15 protein-coding genes are annotated in these 16,742 nt (G+C 72.2%); 10 read left to right on the top strand and 5 right to left on the bottom strand.

The window, feature by feature from the left end; translation table 11 throughout:
- The first annotated feature begins 32 nt into the window (after positions 1 to 32).
- From CKCBHOJB_RS15270 to CKCBHOJB_RS15260, 3 genes are all read left to right on the top strand, one after another.
- Positions 33 to 896 carry a peptidoglycan DD-metalloendopeptidase family protein gene (locus tag CKCBHOJB_RS15270; protein WP_281049513.1) on the top strand — a complete coding sequence of 288 codons (864 nt, stop codon included), beginning with the start codon at positions 33 to 35 and terminating at the stop codon, positions 894 to 896.
- 79 nt (positions 897 to 975) lie between these two features.
- On the top strand, positions 976 to 3,936 hold the full coding sequence (locus CKCBHOJB_RS15265) for an ATP-binding protein (protein ID WP_281049512.1): 2,961 nt from the start codon (positions 976 to 978) through the stop codon (positions 3,934 to 3,936).
- 155 nt (positions 3,937 to 4,091) lie between these two features.
- On the top strand, positions 4,092 to 5,960 hold the full coding sequence (locus CKCBHOJB_RS15260) for a caspase family protein (RefSeq protein WP_281049511.1): 1,869 nt from the start codon (positions 4,092 to 4,094) through the stop codon (positions 5,958 to 5,960).
- Positions 5,961 to 6,033: 73 nt separating this feature from the next.
- On the opposite strand, the gene CKCBHOJB_RS15255 is transcribed toward CKCBHOJB_RS15260, so the two are convergent.
- From CKCBHOJB_RS15255 to CKCBHOJB_RS15240, 4 genes are all read right to left on the bottom strand, one after another.
- Positions 6,034 to 7,212 (bottom strand): multidrug effflux MFS transporter, encoded by a 1,179-nt coding sequence (locus tag CKCBHOJB_RS15255; protein WP_281049510.1) that lies wholly within the window; start codon positions 7,210 to 7,212, stop codon positions 6,034 to 6,036.
- Between the two features lie 206 nt (positions 7,213 to 7,418).
- A complete protein-coding gene (locus CKCBHOJB_RS15250) occupies positions 7,419 to 8,396 on the bottom strand; it encodes an ankyrin repeat domain-containing protein (protein WP_281049509.1) in 978 nt (325 codons plus the stop codon).
- Between the two features lie 52 nt (positions 8,397 to 8,448).
- Complete coding sequence (locus tag CKCBHOJB_RS15245; RefSeq protein WP_281049508.1) at positions 8,449 to 8,754, bottom strand: monooxygenase; 306 nt, start codon at positions 8,752 to 8,754, stop codon at positions 8,449 to 8,451.
- Between the two features lie 65 nt (positions 8,755 to 8,819).
- Positions 8,820 to 9,653 (bottom strand): SAM-dependent methyltransferase, encoded by an 834-nt coding sequence (locus CKCBHOJB_RS15240; protein ID WP_281049507.1) that lies wholly within the window; start codon positions 9,651 to 9,653, stop codon positions 8,820 to 8,822.
- A 419-nt stretch (positions 9,654 to 10,072) separates the two neighbouring features.
- Between CKCBHOJB_RS15240 and CKCBHOJB_RS15235 the strand changes: the two genes are divergently transcribed.
- The 7 genes from CKCBHOJB_RS15235 (at position 10,073) to CKCBHOJB_RS15205 (ending at position 16,220) form a co-directional block, all read left to right on the top strand.
- Positions 10,073 to 10,717 (top strand): hypothetical protein, encoded by a 645-nt coding sequence (locus CKCBHOJB_RS15235; protein ID WP_281049506.1) that lies wholly within the window; start codon positions 10,073 to 10,075, stop codon positions 10,715 to 10,717.
- 1 nt (position 10,718) lies between these two features.
- Entirely contained in the window at positions 10,719 to 11,615 is an 897-nt protein-coding gene (locus tag CKCBHOJB_RS15230) for a toll/interleukin-1 receptor domain-containing protein (protein ID WP_281049505.1), read from the top strand.
- A gap of 144 nt (positions 11,616 to 11,759) precedes the next feature.
- On the top strand, positions 11,760 to 13,019 hold the full coding sequence (locus CKCBHOJB_RS15225; protein WP_281049504.1) for an MFS transporter: 1,260 nt from the start codon (positions 11,760 to 11,762) through the stop codon (positions 13,017 to 13,019).
- A gap of 151 nt (positions 13,020 to 13,170) precedes the next feature.
- Positions 13,171 to 13,632 (top strand): CopD family protein, encoded by a 462-nt coding sequence (locus tag CKCBHOJB_RS15220; protein ID WP_281049503.1) that lies wholly within the window; start codon positions 13,171 to 13,173, stop codon positions 13,630 to 13,632.
- A gap of 53 nt (positions 13,633 to 13,685) precedes the next feature.
- On the top strand, positions 13,686 to 14,315 hold the full coding sequence (locus CKCBHOJB_RS15215; protein WP_281049502.1) for a class I SAM-dependent methyltransferase: 630 nt from the start codon (positions 13,686 to 13,688) through the stop codon (positions 14,313 to 14,315).
- A gap of 22 nt (positions 14,316 to 14,337) precedes the next feature.
- Positions 14,338 to 15,096 (top strand): SDR family oxidoreductase, encoded by a 759-nt coding sequence (locus CKCBHOJB_RS15210; RefSeq protein WP_281049501.1) that lies wholly within the window; start codon positions 14,338 to 14,340, stop codon positions 15,094 to 15,096.
- A complete protein-coding gene (locus CKCBHOJB_RS15205) occupies positions 15,093 to 16,220 on the top strand; it encodes a DUF5924 family protein (protein ID WP_281049500.1) in 1,128 nt (375 codons plus the stop codon). The genes CKCBHOJB_RS15210 and CKCBHOJB_RS15205 overlap by 4 nt, the downstream gene beginning before the upstream one ends.
- 12 nt (positions 16,221 to 16,232) lie before the next feature.
- On the opposite strand, the gene CKCBHOJB_RS15200 is transcribed toward CKCBHOJB_RS15205, so the two are convergent.
- Complete coding sequence (locus CKCBHOJB_RS15200; protein WP_281049499.1) at positions 16,233 to 16,655, bottom strand: CBS domain-containing protein; 423 nt, start codon at positions 16,653 to 16,655, stop codon at positions 16,233 to 16,235.
- Positions 16,656 to 16,742 lie beyond the last annotated feature (87 nt).

Here is a 16,742-nt window from a genome sequence, read left to right as displayed (position 1 = left end):
TCGCGTCGACTGCAGCCGGGAATCCGATGGTGATGTCTTTCTTCCTCCGCGCCGGGGTGCTGCCCCGTCGTTTCGCGCTGGCGGCGCTCGTCCTCGCCGCAGCGCTGTCCGCACCGCCGGCCTGGGCGATGGAGCTGCCGCGCGCGCGCAGCGTGCCGGGCGGGGTGGCGCTGGTCGAGCTGGGACCGGCGCTGGTGGCGCCGCAGGCGAGCGTCGATGGCGTGCCGGTGCTGGTGAACGGGCGGCCGGGCGGATGGACCGCGGTGGTGGGCGTCCCGCTCGAGGCCGAGCCCGGCGAGCGCGTGCTCGAGGTGCGCCGCGAGGGCGAGCCGGCCGCGCGCGTGGGCTTCACCGTGGCGCCGGTGCGCTACGCCGAGCAGCGCCTGAAGGTGGCGCCGGGCAAGGTCGATCTGTCGGCGCAGGATCTCGCCCGTCACGAGCGCGAGCGCGCCCACACCGCCGAGGTGATCGCCACCTGGAGCGCCACCGCCCCCGACACGCTGCAGCTGCGGCAGCCGGTGCCGGGCCGGCGCTCCGGTTCCTTCGGCCTGCGCCGCGTGTTCAACGACCAGCCGCGCAAGCCCCACGGCGGCATGGACATCGCCGCGCCCAGCGGTACGCCGGTGGTGGCGCCGGCCGCCGGGCGGGTCATCGATACCGGCGACTACTTCTTCAACGGCCACACCGTGTGGCTGGATCACGGCAAGGGCCTGCTGACCATGTATTGCCACCTCAGCCGCATCGACGTGAAGGTCGGCGATCTCGTCGCCACCGGCGCGCGCATCGGCGCGGTCGGCGCCACCGGGCGCGCCACCGGGCCGCACCTGCACTGGTCGGTGATGCTCAACCGGACCATGGTCGATCCGGCGCTGTTCCTCGCCGGCGCCGGCCGCTGAGCCCCGGTGCGCATGCCATCCCTTGCCCCCTGCAGCACAGCGTGCGCGCCTTGCCCGGGCAGTGCGCGGCCCCTCGCCCATGAATGACGCTTCACGACGCGCCCTCACTTCGCCGCCCGCCCGCCGGGCGCTGCTGCGCTTCGCCTTCCCGCTGCTCGCCCTCACGCTGCTGATCGCCGCGGTCAGCGCCTTCGGCTACCGCTCGCTGAGCGAGGAGATCCGCCGCGAGACGCAGCGCACGCTGGCCGTCATCGCCGAGCAGAAGCGCCAGCAGATCGAGGGCTGGCTGGCCGAGGCGAGGGTCGATGCCGAGATGTACTTCTCCGGCCACTCCCAGCTCGAGGCGGTGTTCGAGCACTGGCTGGACGGCGGGCGCCGCGACGAAGCCGCGTTCGCGCGCATGCGCGCGCTGGTCGAGGAGCTCGCGCGCCTGCGCGGCTGGCAGGGCCTGGCGCTGTTCGACGAGCACGGGGCGCCGGCGCTGACCCTCGGCGCGCCGGACCTCCCGGCCCATGCCACGCTGATCGCCGACGTGATGCGCCGGCCGCGGGTGGAACTGGTCGACCTGCATGTCGATGCCCGCGGCGAGGTCCATTACGGCGTGCTCGCGCCGGTGGGCTCGCCGGTGCGCGGCGTGGCCTACCTGAGCCTGCGCGCCGAGAGCGAGCTCTATCCGATGGTGGAGTCCTGGCCGGTGCCTACCCGCAGCGCCGAGACCTACCTGGTGCGCCGCGACGCGGACGGCGTGCGCTTCCTGACCCCGCTGCGCCACGACGCGGCCGCCGCGCTCAGCCTGACCCGCCCGCTCGCCACCCCCGACCTGCCGGCCGCGCGCGCCGCGCTCGGCGAGCGCGGCATCCTCGCCGGCGGACGCGACTACCGCGGCGTGCCGGTGCTGGCCTACGCCGCCGCGGTCGCGGGCACGCCGTGGCTGATGCTCGCCGAGATCGACGAGCGCGAGGCCTACTCCGGCATCCGCACGCTCACCTGGGGCATGGGCGTGGTGATGGGGCTGGGCCTGCTGCTGGTCTATTCCGCCGGCTACCTGATGTGGCGCCGCGACCGCGAGCAGCAGGAGCTCGCCGCGCTCCAGGCCCGCCAGGCCGCCGAGGCGCGCTTCCGGGTGATCTTCGAGCAGGCCCCGCTCGGCGTCGTGCTGCTCGATCCGGAGAGCGGGCGGATCACCGAGGCCAACGCGCGCTTCGCCGAGATCGTCGGGCGCCCCGCCGCGCCCCTGGTCGGTACCGATCCGATGCAGCTCACCCACCCCGACGATGTCGCCGAAAGCCGCGTCCAGCTCGACCGCCTCACTGCCGGGCGTAGCGCCGGCTACCGGCTCAACAAGCGCTACCTGCGCCCGGACGGCACGCCGGTGTGGGTCAGTCTCGCCTTCGCGCCGGTGCAGGTGGCCTCGGAGGACGCGCCGCGCTACCTCGGCATCGTCGAGGACATCTCGGCGCGCATCGAGATGGAGGAGCGCCTGCGCCAGGCCTCGGCGGAAGCGGCTGCGGCCAACGCCGCCAAGAGCGAGTTCCTCGCCCACATGAGCCACGAGATCCGCACGCCGATGAACGCGGTGCTCGGCCTCGCCCAGGTGCTCGAGCGCGAGCCGCTCGCCGCCAACCAGCGCGACATGGTCGGGCGCATCCGCAGCGCCGGCCAGTCGCTGCTCGCCATCCTCGACGACGTGCTCGATCTGTCCAAGATCGAGGCCGGCCAGCTGCGCATCGAGCCGCGGCCCTTCGACCTCGCCGCGCTGCTCGCCAGCGTCGACAGCCTGATGGGCCAGGCCGCGCACGCCAAGGGGCTGGCCCTGCGTGTCGAGCCGCCGGCGCTGCCGCCCGGCCTGCTGCGCGGCGACGGCCTGCGCATCGAGCAGATCCTGCTCAACCTGGTCGGCAACGCGATCAAGTTCACCGAGCGCGGCGAGGTGGCGCTGCGGGTGTGCGCCGACGAAGTCACCGATGCGGGTCTGCGCCTGCGCGTGGAGGTGCGCGATACCGGCATCGGCATCGCGCCCGAGGCCCTGGCGCGCCTGTTCACCCCCTTCACCCAGGCCGACGCCGGCATCGGCCGCCGCTTCGGCGGCACCGGGCTGGGGCTGTCGATCTGCAAGCGCCTGGTCGAGCTGATGGGCGGCACGATCGGCGCCGACAGCCAGCCCGGTCTGGGCAGCCGCTTCTGGTTCGAGCTGCCGCTCGAGCGCGTGGCCGACAGCGAAGCCGTCACCGCCGCCGCCCCGCCGCCGGCCGAGGGCGCGAGCGGCCCGCGGCTGCTCGGCGCGCATGTGCTGGTGGTCGACGACAGCGCGATGAACCGCGACCTGGTGGAGCGCGCGCTGGCACTGGAGGGCGCCAGCGCGACCCTGGCCGCGGACGGCCAGCAGGCGCTCGAGGTGCTCAGGAGCGGCGCGGACGCCTTCGACGCGGTGCTGATGGACGTGCAGATGCCGGTGCTCGACGGCCTCGGCGCCACCCGCCGCATCCGCGGCGAACTGGGTCTCGCGGCGCTGCCGGTGATCGCCTTCACCGCCGGCGTGCGCGCGGACCAGCAGGCCGCCGCACGCGCGGCCGGCGCCGACGACGTGCTGCCCAAGCCGATGGATCTGGAGCAGATGACACAGGTGCTGATGCGCTGGATCGCCCGGCGCGCGCCGGGTGCGCAAGCGCCTGCAGCGGCCCCTCCGGCTGCCGCCGACGACTTTCCCGTCCTGCCCGGCATCGACCGCGAGCGCGCGATGCAGCGCCTCGGCAAGGACCGCGGCATGTTCCTCGGCCTGCTCGAGCTCTTCATCGAGGACAACGCCGGCGTGGTGGCGCAGGCGCGCGCGGACCTCGATCGCGGCGAAGTCGATGCCGCCGCCCGCCGCATGCACACGCTGCGCAGCAATGCGGGCTTCATCTGCGCGCTGGAGATCATGGACGCCGCCGCGGCGCTGGAGAAGGCGATCGAACAGGGCGAGCCCGGCGTCGCCCCCGCCCTCGATGCGCTCGAGGCGCGCATCGCCGCGATCGTGGAGGCGGCGCGCACGCTGGCGTGAGCCGCGACGGGCATGCGGATCACATGGACAGGGTGCAAAGCCCTGCCTATGCTGAAGCGAATCCCGCAGTGCCCGGAACGGGGCGGCCTTGGGTGGCTGGCTGCCCCGTTGCGGGTGCGCGTTCCGCCGTCGTCGAAGCGCAACAGGAGACTCCCATGCCCGCTCCGCGCATCACCCCCGCCGAACTCAACCGCAAGCTCGCCGACCTCTCCGTCCCCGAGAGCGAACTGGCCGACTACTTCATCACCGACGACGAGCACTCCGGACTTTTCCACCCGAAGCTGCAGCTCAACCCCGACACCGTCGAACTCCCGGCCGACCCCGGCGAGGCGCGGGCGCGCAGCGAGGCGGCGATGAACTTCGCCAACGGCATCGCCCGCATGCGCCGCCGCATCCGCTTCGACCGCATGCTCGCCGACGGCTACAAGGGGCCGGTGCTGGTCTCCGAGGGCGACTCCTGGTTCCAGTACCCGATCAAGCTCGAGGACACGATCGACCAGCTGTACGGGAAGGGCTTCGCGGTGCGCAGCCTGGACGCGGCCGGCGACACGCTGGAGAACATGCTCGAGGACCGCGAGTACGTCGATGCGATCGGCGAGGCCAAGGCCTCGATCTTCCTGTTCTCGGCGGGCGGCAACGACGCGCTCGGCGGCGGCAACCTGCGCGCCCACCTGCGCGATTTCGACCCCGCGCTGTCGCCGGCGGCGCACGTGCTGCCGAGCTTCGAGCAACTGCTCGACCACGCGCTGGCGATGTACGAGCGCGTGCTGCGCGACGTCGAGGCGCTGCCGGGGGTGGTGACGATCTGCCACGGCTACGACTACGTGATCCCCAACGCCGGCAAGTGGCTGGGCAAGCCGATGATCTCGCGCGGCATCAAGGACGGCGCGGTGCAGCGCGGCATCGCCGCGCACATGATCGACCGCTTCAACGAACGCCTGCGCCAGCTCGTCGCCCGCTTCGGCGCGCGCGCGCTCCATGTCGACGCGCGCGGTGCGGTGGGCAACACCCTGAACGTCTGGCACGACGAGCTGCACCCGAAGAATCCCGGCTACGGACGCGTCGCCGACCGCTTCGAGAAGGCCATCCAGGCGGTGGCCGGGCGCACGGCGGCGCCGCGCGCGCGCGGCACCGGTAAGAAGCCGGCGGCGACGGCTGCAGCGAAGGCCGCTGCGCCCGCCCGTCGCGGCTGGTCGGTGCACATCGGCCTCAACAAGGTCGATGCGGCGCATTACGGCGGCGACGCCGAGCTCTTCGGCTGCCACTTCGACGCCGAGGACATGGAGCGCATCGCCGCCGAGCGCGGCTTCGAGCAGCGCATCGTACTGCTCGACGAGGCGGCCACCCGCGACGCGGTGAAGAAGGCGATCGCCGATGCCGCGGCCAGGCTCGAGGCCGGCGACGTGTTCATGCTCACCTATGCCGGCCACGGCAGCCAGGTGCCGGACTTCAACGCCGATGAGGACGACGGCGCCGACGAGACCCTGTGCCTGTACGACGGCATGCTGATCGATGACGAGCTCTACGAGCTGTGGTCGAAGTTCGCCGACGACGTGCGCATCGTGATGATCTCCGACAGCTGCCACAGCGGCACGGTGTCGCGCGCTGCGCGCACCGCCCAGCCGGTGGCGGCCGATGGCGCGCCGGCCGTGCGCACCCGCCTGCTGCCGCTGGCGCTGGCGATGAAGACCTTCCGCACCCATCGCGACTTCTACACCGCGCTCGGCCGCCAGCAGCGCGGGCCGGACGAGCGCGTGCTCACCCGCGAGCTCGACATGCCGCTGCGCTGCCCGGTGCTGCTGCTCGCCGGCTGCCAGGACAACCAGGAGTCGCAGGACGGTGTCGGCAACGGCCGCTTCACCCAGGAACTGCTGCGGGTGTGGGACGAGGGGCGCTACGACGGCGACTGGGCAACGATGATCAGGCGCATCGTCGCCAACATGCCGCCCAACCAGACCCCGCGCCTGACCCTGATCGGGCGCAGCCCGGAGGTGCTGGCGGCGGAGCAGCCCTTCCGCATCTGAGCGCGAACTCCGCCCGCAGGTGCGCCGGGCAGCGCTCTTCCCGCTGCCGGTGTGCGCGGGCGGTGCGCGTGCTTCAGCGCCGTGGCCCGAGGCGCCATACCAGCAGGCTGAACAGCATCGCGCCGGCCATGGTCAGCGCCAGCGGCAGGGTGCTGTCCTGCACGCCGTGGCCGACCACCATGCCGGCGCCGGCGCCCAGGCCCATCTGTACGAAACCCATCAGCGAGGCCGCCGCGCCCGCCATCTTCGGGTAGCCGGCCAGCCCGAGCGCGGTGGCGTTGGGCAGGATCAGTCCGATCGCGGCGGTGACGCCCCACACCGGGACCATCACTGCCGCCGGATGCATGACGCCGGCCAGCGCCAGCGTGGCGAGCACGATGCCGCATGCGCCGCCCGTCAGCACGCCGATGCGGATCAGGCGTGCGGGGCCGAGCCGCTTCGACAGCCTCGCCGACATCACGGTGCCGAGCATGAAGCCGGTCACGTTGACGCCGAAGGCGAGCCCCATCTGCAGCGGCGACATGCCGAACAGCTCGATATAGACGAAGGGCGAGCCGGAGATGAAGGCGAACAGTGTCGCGAAGGCGCCGCAGCCGATCAGCAGCGCGCTGCGGTAGCCGGGGTCGGCGAGCAGGGTGCGGTAGTTGGCCAGCATGCGCGCCGGATGCATGGCGTGCGCATCGGGATGAGAGTTGGTCTCGCGCAGCAGGCGCCACACCAACAGCATGAGCACGCTGCCGTAGACGGTGAGCACGACGAAGGTCGCGCGCCAGCCGAAGCCGGCGGTGAGCCAGCCGCCGAAGATCGGCGCCAGCAGCGGCGCGAGCGCGGTGGCGGTGGACACGTGCGACAGCATGCGCGCGGAGTCCTGCGGTCCATACACGTCGCGCACCACGGCGCGGCCCAGCACCGGTCCCGCACAGGCGCCCAGGGCCTGCACCAGCCGCGCCGCCACCAGGGCCTCGATCGAGGTGGCGAGCGCGCAGGCCGCCGAGGACAGCACGAACACCGCCATGCCCCACAGCATCACCGGGCGCCGCCCGTAGCGGTCGGAGAGCGGACCGAGCAGCAGCTGGCCGAAGCCGAAGCCGAGCAGATAGACCGACAGCGTGAGCTGCACGCCTGCGCTGTCGGTCGCCAGCGCGCGCCCGATCGCCGGCAGCGAGGGCAGGTAGAAGTCGGTGGACAGCGGGCCGAGCGAGGTCAGCGCGACCACCAGCACCGCGAGCAGGGCGGTCGGTCCTGCCGTCATGCCGGCTCCTGCGCCCGCATCGCGCAGCGGCCGGCCGGGCCGTGGGTCTCGCTGGCCGGACACGAGGCTTCGGGATGATGGCCACGTATGGCGATGGCGTCGTGGCGATAGGGGAGGCGGGGGAGGGGCAATTTCCGGCTCGGGCGCATGCGGCCCCGGATTGTAACCCCACGTCCGGCTGCTTCAGGCGCGCTGCGGCCGGGAACTCAGTGCTGCGGATCCTCGTGCTGCAGCGGCGCGTCGCCGCGGCGTTCCATGCGGATCGCGATCGCGATGCGCTCGCGGATGCGCGGATCCCGCGAGCGCGCGGCGATCTCGGCCAGGGTGGCGCCACCTTGCATCTTGGCCTGGGTCGATGCACCGGCGTCGAGCAGGAGCCTGATGATCCGCCAGTGGCCGTTGGCGACCGCCTTCAGCAGCGCGGTCGAGCCGTCGGCGGCCACGATGTTGACCCGGGCCTTGTGGCGCAGCAGCAGTTCCACCACCGCCGCGTGGCCGCGCGCCGAGGCCTGCAGCAGCGGGGTGATGCCCGCGAGGCTGAGGGCGTCCACGTCCGCGCCCCGGCGCAGCAGCAGCTCCACTACCGCGACGTAGCCGTTGAGCGCGCTCCAGTGCAGCGGCGTGTAGCCGTCCGTGTCCTGCGCGTGCAGGCTGGCGCCGAGCCGGATGAGTTCGAGCGCGAGGGCTTCCCGGCCGCTGAAGGCGGCGACCATCAGCGGCGTCCATTGGCGGGCGTCGCGTGCATTGACGTCGAAGCCGGTATCCAGCAGCAGCCGGCACACGTGTTCGTCGCCGCTCTCGACCGCACGCACGAAGCCGGCCATGGAGCGGGACACGTCGAGGCGGTCGAGTTCGGCGACCGCGCGCTCGAAATCCCAGGCGTGGCGCGACGGACCTTCCGCGTGCGCAGCGATCTCCTGTTCCGGCGGGTGGATCGCGCCGATGCGGTCGTAGGCCAGGCTCAGCGCCAGGATCTCGGCACCGACCTCGGGCGGGAAACCACGCCGCCCGGCGCGCTTCGACACCATCAGCTCGGAGAAGTACTCGGTCAGGGCCTCCGGATCGTTCCACAGCTCGTCGAGCTTGCGCGCGATGTGCGGAAAATCCGCCACCAGGCGGTGCGGGAACTTGTCGGCGTGGGCCGAGGACAGCAGGAAGGACAGCGGGGTGCGGGGAGCGGTCATGTGCGTGCGAGCGGCTGGCCCGCTCGCCCTCCATGGGCGCCCGGGCGGGCGCTCAGGACAGCGGGGCGCGATCGATCAGCGACAGGTTCCGATTGACGTCGAACAGCTTGGCATTGACCGTCGCAATGCCGAAGCCGAGCAGGCGTGCGCGGTGCATCTCGAGGTAGGCCTGGGCGCTGTCGCGGTCGGTGAACAGGTAGATGCCGCCGGCCTCGCCGGCCTCGCGGTTCTCGGTCCAGATCTTCCAGACCAGCCCCGGCTCCTCGGCGATCGAGGCCGCGAGCGCCTTCATGCCCGCCGCCATGTCCTCGCCCCAGGGGCCGGAAAAGGGGAAATCGATCTGCAGCAGTACGGTCATTTTGGCCTCCCTTGGCGCGTGTAGTGCCGGCATGCGCCTTCCGGCAGCGTGCGCAGATAGCTCGTTCATTCGGTGAAGAAGCGCCCGGAAAGTTCCTGCAGACCGAAACTCTCCAGCAACTCGGCCACCCGTTCCGCCGCGCGCCGGCGCGGGCGGTCGGGCTGGAAGCGGGCGATGATCAGCTCGTTCTTCATCGAGTGCTCCCAGCCGACGAGCTCGGTTACCGTGACCTCGTAGCCGTGGGCTTCGAGCTGCAGGCAGCGCAGCACGTTGGTGACGTGGCTGCCGAACTCGCGGGTGTGGATCGGGTGGCGCCAGAGCTCGGCGATCGGGTGCTTGAGCGCCTGTTGCTTGTGCTTGCGCAGCACGCTCGCGACCTCGGCCTGACAGCAGGGCACCAGCACGATCGAGCGTGCGCCCTTCTTCAGCGCGAAGCGGATGGCGTCGTCGGTGGCGGTGTTGCAGGCGTGCAGCGCGGTGACGATGTCGATGCGCGCGGGCAGGCGGTCCGAGGTGATCGAGTCCGCCACGCTGAGGTTCTGGAAGCGCATGCCGGCCGAGAAACCGAGCTTGTCGGCGAGCCGGCGCGAGCTCATCACCAGCTCGTCGCGGGTCTCGATGCCGTGGATGCGGCCGGCCGGTGCATGCGCCTTGAAGAACAGGTCGTAGAGGATGAAGCCGAGGTAGGACTTGCCCGCGCCATGGTCGACGAGCTCGAGGTCGGGGCGCTCGGCGAGCGCGTCGGCGAGCAGCGGCTCGATGAACTGGTACAGGTGGTAGACCTGCTTGAGCTTGCGCCGGCTGTCCTGGTTGAGCTTGCCGTCGCGGGTCAGGATATGCAGCTGCTTGAGCAGTTCGATGGACTGGCCGGGGCGGATCTCGGGAGGCTGGGCGGTCATGGGGCGTCGGGCCGGAAAAGCGGAATGGGCGCAAATGTACTCCGCGCGGCCTGGGTGACCAAGTCTCGAAGCGCGCGCCGCGGGCTGTCGTCGCGCTCGGCGTGATCCTGTCCTAGATTGATGGCATAGGTGTCAAAACTTGGACTCGGGGTGCGGGCGGCATCCGCCGCGGACGTGGGGCGACGAAGGGTGGCTTGGGGAGGGCGCGTGCGATGAGTGGATGCCGGAGCGGGAGATGGATTGCGCATGCGCTCATGTGCGCGCTGGTGCTGGCCGTCGCAGCGGGCTGCATGCGCGCCGAGCCGCCGGCCACCATTCCGCCACCGCCGGGCGAGCCCATGACCACCGAGCCTCCACGCGACGGCGCGCCGCATCCGCCCCCGCCGGCTCCGGAGCCCGAAACGGAACCGCCGCGGGCAATGCCCGCTCCGCCGCCACCCAAGAACGGTGCCGGGCAGCCCTTGGCCTTGCCGGAGTTCCCCTGGCCGCCGCCGCACTTTTCGGCCTTCCAGCTGCTCGAGCGCGCCTGGCTGGCGCCGCAGGCGGGAGCTACGCTGGGCTCGGCCGCGCGGCATCTCGAGGCCGCCTTCGATGCCGCGGGTTACGTCGAGCGCAGCTATTACCGCGTGCCCGGCGGCTTCGCCCTGGCCTCGCGTGCCGAGCAGATCCATGACGACGCCAGCCCCTATGCCTTGCCGCAGCGCTGGAGCGTGGATGAGAGTGGTACCGGCAAGGGCTTCGCCGACCGCCTGCGTGCGCTGTTCAACGCGCCGCCGGGACGCTATCGCGTGATCGTGTTCGTCGTCACCGACCAGGACTTCGCGGCCGCACCTCGGGCCCCGACTGGGCCCGAGGCCGGTGCCTGGGTGACCAGCGGGGGATTGCGCCTGCCGCAGGCGATCGCCGTGCAGGCATACACGCCGACGCACTATACGAGCGCGCTGATCTACGAGTTCGAACGCCGGAGCACGCGCGAGGCGGCCGAGGTGCGCACCCCGGGCGTCGCCCCCGGGCGCGTGCATCTCGAGAAGGGCGGGCTGTGGCAGGCCCTGGCGGCGGATTGACATGGGGACCGCAGACGAGGACGAGGCCCGCCGCATGGCGCGGGTGCGCTGGCTGGGCCTGGCGTCGATGGCGCTTGCGGGAGCCGTCCTGCTCGCCACCGCGGGGGCGCTGCTGCTGCTGCCCTACGCCGGCACCGCCGGGCAGTGGATCGTCGGCGGCACCGGCCTCACCGTCGCCACGGCCGCCTTCGCCTTCGGGCGCATGATCAGCCTGCGGCGCCCGGGCGCGCGCCGCGTCGGCTTCGCCGTCTTCGCGCTGATCGTGGCGGCGGCGGTGCTGTGCGCGCTGCTCGCTGTGGCGCGTCCCGAGGCGGCGGCGCAGTTCCTCGCTGGCCTCGTCGTACTCGTCGGCTACGCGGGTTTCGCGCTCCACGGCCTGGTGCGCTGGCCGACCGGCGAGATCGCCGACGAGGCGCCGGTCGCGCTCGGCATCTTCATCTCCTACCGGCGCGACGACAGCCGCGAGACCGTCGGTCGCCTGCACGACGCGCTGCGCAGGGGTTTCGATGCCTCGCACATCTTCCTCGACGTCGAGCGCCAGACGCCGGGCGAGGACTACCGCAGCGTGATCGGGCGTGCGCTCGACAGTGCCGAGGTGGTGCTGGTGGTCATCGGCCCACGCTGGCTGGATGTTGCCGACCCCCAGGGCCGGCGCCGCCTGGACGATTCCGAAGACATGGTGCGGATCGAGGTCGAGAGCGCCCTGGAGCGCGGCAAGCCGGTGATCCCGGTACTGGTGCAGGGCGCGACCATGCCGTCCGACGAGGCCCTGCCCGCGCCGCTGGCGCCGCTGGCCTTCCGCATCGCCTCGCCGCTGCGCCCCGACCCCGATTTCCGTGCCGACCTGCTGCGCCTGGTCGCCGCGCTGCGCGCGCACGCGGACGGCCGCCCGGGCTGAAGCGCGCCCGTCCGCCCCGGGTGTCGCCCACATCGCGGCACGTGCGTCGACCGCCGCCGCCCAGTGTGCCGCCGCGTCCATGCTGGGCGGATGGCGGCGATCCCGGCTATGCTCTCGCGGCCCTGGGGCGACGAGAGGAGAAAGATGGTTCGCACAGCACATCCCGGCGCGGACGCAAGCGCCGGCCGGCAGGCGGGCGTGGGGGTTCCGCCGGCCTTCATCCTGATCATCGCGGGCATGGTGGCCGCGCTGCACATCGGCAAGATCCCGCCTGCGCTTCCGGTCCTGCGCGATGCGCTCGGCGTCAGCCTGGTCGAGGCCGGCTTCCTGCTGTCGATGGTGCAGATGGCGGGCATGCTCGGTGGCGTGTTCATCGGCCTGGCCGCGGACGGTTTCGGCCTGCGCCGCAGCATGCTGCTCGGCCAGTTCGTGCTCGCGTCCGCCAGCCTCGCCGGCGCATGGGCGACGCAGCCGTCCGGTCTGCTGGCCTTGCGCGCGCTCGAGGGGCTCGGCTTCCTGCTGGTGGTGCTGCCGGTGCCCAGCCTGATCCGGCAACTGGTGCCGCCGAGCCGGCTCGCGCTGCATCTGGGCCTGTGGGGCACCTACATGGCGACCGGCACCGCGCTGGTGCTGGCCGGCGGCCCGGCGCTGATGAGCGTGCTCGGCTGGCAGGGGCTGTGGGGGGCGCTGGCCGGGGTGTCGGCCGCGGTGGCGGCATGGCTGTTCCTGCGCGTGCCGTCCGACCGTGCCCGGCGGGTCGCGGCGGGCGCCAGTGCCCCGGCCGGCGCGCCTGCTGCCGCGCGCAGCCAGTGGACTTCGCGCCTGCGCGCCACGCTCGGCAGCGCCGGGCCGTGGCGGGTGGCGATCACCTTCTCGATGTATTCCAGCCAGTGGCTGGCGGTGATCGGCTTCCTGCCGTCGATCTACGCCCAGGCCGGGCTGTCCGGGCAGCTTGCCGGTCTGCTCACCGCCTTCGCCTGCCTGGTGAACGTCACCGGCAACGTCGCCGCCGGCCGCCTGCTGCACCGCGGCGTGTGCGCCCGCCACCTGCTCTACGCCGGCTTCCTGGCGATGGCGGCGACCGCCTTCGTCGCCTTCAGCCCGCTCACCGCCGAGGCGCCGGTCGCGCGTTACCTGGCGGTGGTGCTGTTCTCGGCGATCGGCGGCCTGATTCCGGCGACGCTGTTCGCGCTCGCGGTGCATGTGGCGCCGGACGAGCATACGGTATCGACCACCGTGGGCTGGATGCAGCAATGCTCGTCGGCGGGGCAGTTCATCGGCCCGCCGCTGGTGGCCTGGGTGGCCGCCGCCGCCGGCGGCTGGCAGTGGACCTGGGTGATCACCGGGCTCGCCTCCGTCGTCGGCCTGCTGCTGTCGAGCCGGACGCGCTACCAGCGCGCCTAGCCGCGCCGCCAGGCGTGGCGTGGACGTCTTCCGCTTCCCGCGGTGCAAGACATCGACGTTCCGGGCGGTTTCGCACATCTTGCAGCAGGGGGATGAGCGCGACCGCTTTTCCGGCACAATCGAGATCCCCGGTCGCTGAAGGACGCGCTTCATGAACTTCCACCCGCTGCTGCTCTTCCTGCACGTCGCCGGCGTCGTGGTCTGGGTGGGCGGGATGTTCTTCGCCTACGTATGCCTGCGCCCCGAGGCTGCCAGCCAGCTCGAGCCGCCGCCGCGGCTGCGGCTGTGGCGCGGCGTGCTGGCGCGCTTCTTCTCCTGGGTGTGGGTGGCGGTCGCCGCGGTGCTGGTAAGCGGGCTGGCGCTGATCCTGCGCCTCGGCTTCGCCGTCGCGCCGCTCTACCAGCACATCATGTTGCTGATGGGGCTGGTGATGGTCGGCATCTATGCCTTCGTGTTCTTTGCGCCCTATGCCGCGCTCGCCCGCGCGGTGGCTGCGGGGAACTGGAAGGCGGGCGGCGCGGCGCTCGCGCGCATCCGCCAGCTGGTCGGCACCAACCTGGCGCTCGGCTTCCTGACCATCGCCATGGGCACCCTCGGGCGCTGGCTGGGCTGAATGCCACGGGCCGCGATGTGCAGGCACGGTTGGACAACGCTTCGGGAAACGACATGAACGCACACGAACAGGAACACATGTGGTCCACACGCTACCGCGACGCGGGTGAGGACTACGTCTTCGGTACCGCGCCCAACCGCTTCCTCGTCGGCCAGGCAGCGCTGCTGTCGTCCGGCACCACGGCCTTGTCGGTGGCCGACGGGGAGGGCCGCAATGCGGTGTGGCTGGCCGAACAGGGGCTGGCGGTGACCGCGACCGAGATCTCGCCGGTGGCACTGGAGAAGGCGCGCAAGCTCGCCGCCGGCCGTCGCGTCGAGGTCGATTTCGTGCTCGCCGATGCGGTGAGCTGGGCCTATCCCGAGGCCGCGTTCGATTTCGTGGTGGCGGTCTTCATCCAGTTCGCCGACCCGGCACAGCGCGCACGCGTCTTCGCGGGCATGCAGCGCGCCCTGAAGCCGGGCGGTCACCTGATCGTGCAGGGCTACACGCCGCGGCAACTCGAATACCGCACCGGCGGACCGTCGGCGCCGGAGAACCTGTACACCGCCGACATGCTGCGCACGGCCTTCGCCGGGCTCGAGATCCTGCACCTGCAGGAATACGAGGACGTGCTCGAGGAGGGCGTCGGCCACAAGGGGCGGTCGGCCCTGGTCGGGCTGGTCGCGCGCAGGCCGGCTGCGTGATCCGGATCATGAGGAGAGGACGATGATGCAAGGGACGCGGGCGATCGTGACCGGCCACAGCCGTGGCCTGGGCGCGGCAGTCGCCGAGGAACTGCTCGAGCGCGGCATTGCGGTGCTCGGACTGGCGCGCAGGTGCAATCCGGAGCTGGCCGCACGGCATGGCGACAGCCTGGCCGAGGTGGCGCTCGATCTGACGGACAGCGGCGCGCTGGCGGCCTGGCTCGCCGGCGGCGCGCTCGACGCCTGGGCGGACGGTGGCGGACGGCTGCTGCTGGTGAACAACGCCGGCACGCTGCAGCCGATGGGCGCGCTGCCGCTGCAGGAGGTGGAGGCGGTGGCGCGCGCGGTGGCGGTGAACGTGGCCGCGCCGCTGATGCTGGCCGCCGCGTTCGCCCGGGCGGGCGCCGACGCCGGGGGCAAGGTGCGCGACCGCCGCGTGCTGCACGTCTCCAGCGGCGCGGCGCGCAAGCCCTATGCCGGCTGGAGCGTGTATTGCGCGACCAAGGCCGCGCTCGATCACCACGCGCGCGCGGTGCAGGTGGACGCCACCCCGGGGCTGCGCATCTGCGCGCTGGCGCCGGGCGTCATCGACACCGCGATGCAGGGCGAGATCCGCGCCAGCACGGTGGAGCGCTTCCCCTTGCGCGACCGCTTCGCGGAGATGCAGGCGAGCGGCGGCCTGATCGCCCCCGCCGAGTGTGCGATGCACCTGGTCGACTTCCTGCTCGACGACGACTTCGGCCGCGAAGCGACGGCCGACCTGCGGGACCTGATGCGGTGAGCGCCGACGGGCGCGAGCACGAGGGCACGACGCCGGCGACGCAGGCTCCGACGCGGCCGGCGGCCGGCAGCCGGCTCCCGCGCCTCAAGCGGCGCGGCCTGCGCCTGGTCGTCTGGCTGCGCCGCCACCCCGGGCTGGTGGCGAGCTTCGGCTTCGTGTCGGGCCTGCTCAGTTTCGCGCTGGTGGAACGCCACGAAGGCGTCGCGCGTGCGATGGCGGTGGCGATGCTCGTCGGCTGGCTGCTGCTGGTGCTCGAGCGTGTGCTCGACCGCGCGCTGCGCCACCGCTTCGGCTTCGGCCTGCCGCCGGCGGTGGTGCGCTACCTGACGCAGTTCACCCACCAGGAGAGCCTGTTCTTCGCGCTGCCCTTCTTTGCTGCGAGCACATCGTGGAACAGCGGCCAGGCCGCGTTCACCGTCGCGCTCGGGGCGATGGCGCTGGTGGCGATCATCGACCCGCTCTATTTCGGCCGGCTGGCGAAGCGGCGCTGGCTCTTTCTCGGCTACCACACGCTCGCCCTCTTTGCCCTGCTGCTGGTGGTGCTGCCGCTGATCCTGCAGGTGCCGGCGATGCAGAGCTACCAGCTCGCGCTCGGCGTGGCGGTGGTGCTGTCCTTTCCGACCCTGGCCGGTTCGATCACGGTGCCACGCTGGTGGCGCGGCGTGCTGGTGCTGGTGCTGCTCGCCGGCCTCGGCGCAGCGGGCTGGCTGGCGCGCCTGTGGGTGCCGCCGGCCACGCTGCGGCTGACCCAGGTCGCGGTCACCACCGGCCTCGATGTGGAGCGGCGAGCGCCGCAGCAGAGCCTGCGCAGCCTGAGCGCCGAGCGCCTGCAGGCCGACGGCCTCTATGCCTACACCGCGATCAACGCCCCGCTCGGCCTGCGCGAGCGCATCCGTCACGTCTGGCTGCACGAGGGCAGGGAGGTCGACCGCATCGAACTCGAGGTCGCCGGCGGCCGTGCCGAGGGCTACCGCGCCTGGACCCACAAGCGCAACTTCCCCGCGGCGCCGCAGGGGCGCTGGCAGGTGCGCGTGCTGACCGCCGACGACCGCATGATCGGCACCCTGCGCTTCACCGTCGAAGCGGCCCCGCCCGCGCGCGCCGACGAGGCCCCGGCGCGCTGAAGCGGGGCGGCTTCAGCAGATCCGTTCCCACAGGCTCTGCTCGTCCTCGAACTGGTCGAGCTCCAGGCCCTTGAAGTCGCTGCGCGAGACGATGCCGACGACCTTTCCGTCGTCCACCACCGGCAGGTGGCGATAGCCGCCGTCGCACATCATGTGCAGGGCGTCGATCGCCTTGCGCTCGGGGGCGATGGTGTCGGGGCCGGCGGTCATCACGTCGCCCAGATGCACCCGGGCCGGGTCGCCGCCGCTGGCGATGACCTGCACCGCGTCGCGGCCGGTGAAGATGCCCTTGAGGTGGGCGCGCGCATCGGTCACCAGCACTGCGCCGACGCTGCGCTCGCACATGCCGCGGCAGGCGGTCTGCACGGTGTCGGTGGGGCGCAGCATCAGCGGGTTCTGATCCTTGATGATGAAGGAGATGTTGCGGTTGGTCATGGTGTCACCCTCCTGGTGTGTTCCTGTGTGTGCGCTTCGTCACACTCTAGGCTGGAATCCGCTTGACGGTATTGACCTGCATTAAAG

This window comes from Thauera sp. GDN1 (assembly GCF_029223545.1).
Lineage (GTDB): Bacteria > Pseudomonadota > Gammaproteobacteria > Burkholderiales > Rhodocyclaceae > Thauera.
This window is presented reverse-complemented; position numbering and strand designations above follow the sequence as displayed.

Coding starts and splice junctions, on each gene's coding strand:
- CKCBHOJB_RS15225 (WP_281049504.1), top strand. CDS start 11,760: ATGGTTCGCACAGCACATCCCGGCGCGGACGCAAGCGCCGGCCGGCAG.
- CKCBHOJB_RS15200 (WP_281049499.1), bottom strand. CDS start 16,655: ATGACCAACCGCAACATCTCCTTCATCATCAAGGATCAGAACCCGCTG.
- CKCBHOJB_RS15235 (WP_281049506.1), top strand. CDS start 10,073: ATGCCCGCTCCGCCGCCACCCAAGAACGGTGCCGGGCAGCCCTTGGCC.
- CKCBHOJB_RS15265 (WP_281049512.1), top strand. CDS start 976: ATGAATGACGCTTCACGACGCGCCCTCACTTCGCCGCCCGCCCGCCGG.
- CKCBHOJB_RS15250 (WP_281049509.1), bottom strand. CDS start 8,396: ATGACCGCTCCCCGCACCCCGCTGTCCTTCCTGCTGTCCTCGGCCCAC.
- CKCBHOJB_RS15220 (WP_281049503.1), top strand. CDS start 13,171: ATGAACTTCCACCCGCTGCTGCTCTTCCTGCACGTCGCCGGCGTCGTG.
- CKCBHOJB_RS15260 (WP_281049511.1), top strand. CDS start 4,092: ATGCCCGCTCCGCGCATCACCCCCGCCGAACTCAACCGCAAGCTCGCC.
- CKCBHOJB_RS15215 (WP_281049502.1), top strand. CDS start 13,686: ATGAACGCACACGAACAGGAACACATGTGGTCCACACGCTACCGCGAC.
- CKCBHOJB_RS15210 (WP_281049501.1), top strand. CDS start 14,338: ATGATGCAAGGGACGCGGGCGATCGTGACCGGCCACAGCCGTGGCCTG.
- CKCBHOJB_RS15240 (WP_281049507.1), bottom strand. CDS start 9,653: ATGACCGCCCAGCCTCCCGAGATCCGCCCCGGCCAGTCCATCGAACTG.
- CKCBHOJB_RS15270 (WP_281049513.1), top strand. CDS start 33: ATGTCTTTCTTCCTCCGCGCCGGGGTGCTGCCCCGTCGTTTCGCGCTG.
- CKCBHOJB_RS15230 (WP_281049505.1), top strand. CDS start 10,719: ATGGGGACCGCAGACGAGGACGAGGCCCGCCGCATGGCGCGGGTGCGC.
- CKCBHOJB_RS15245 (WP_281049508.1), bottom strand. CDS start 8,754: ATGACCGTACTGCTGCAGATCGATTTCCCCTTTTCCGGCCCCTGGGGC.
- CKCBHOJB_RS15255 (WP_281049510.1), bottom strand. CDS start 7,212: ATGACGGCAGGACCGACCGCCCTGCTCGCGGTGCTGGTGGTCGCGCTG.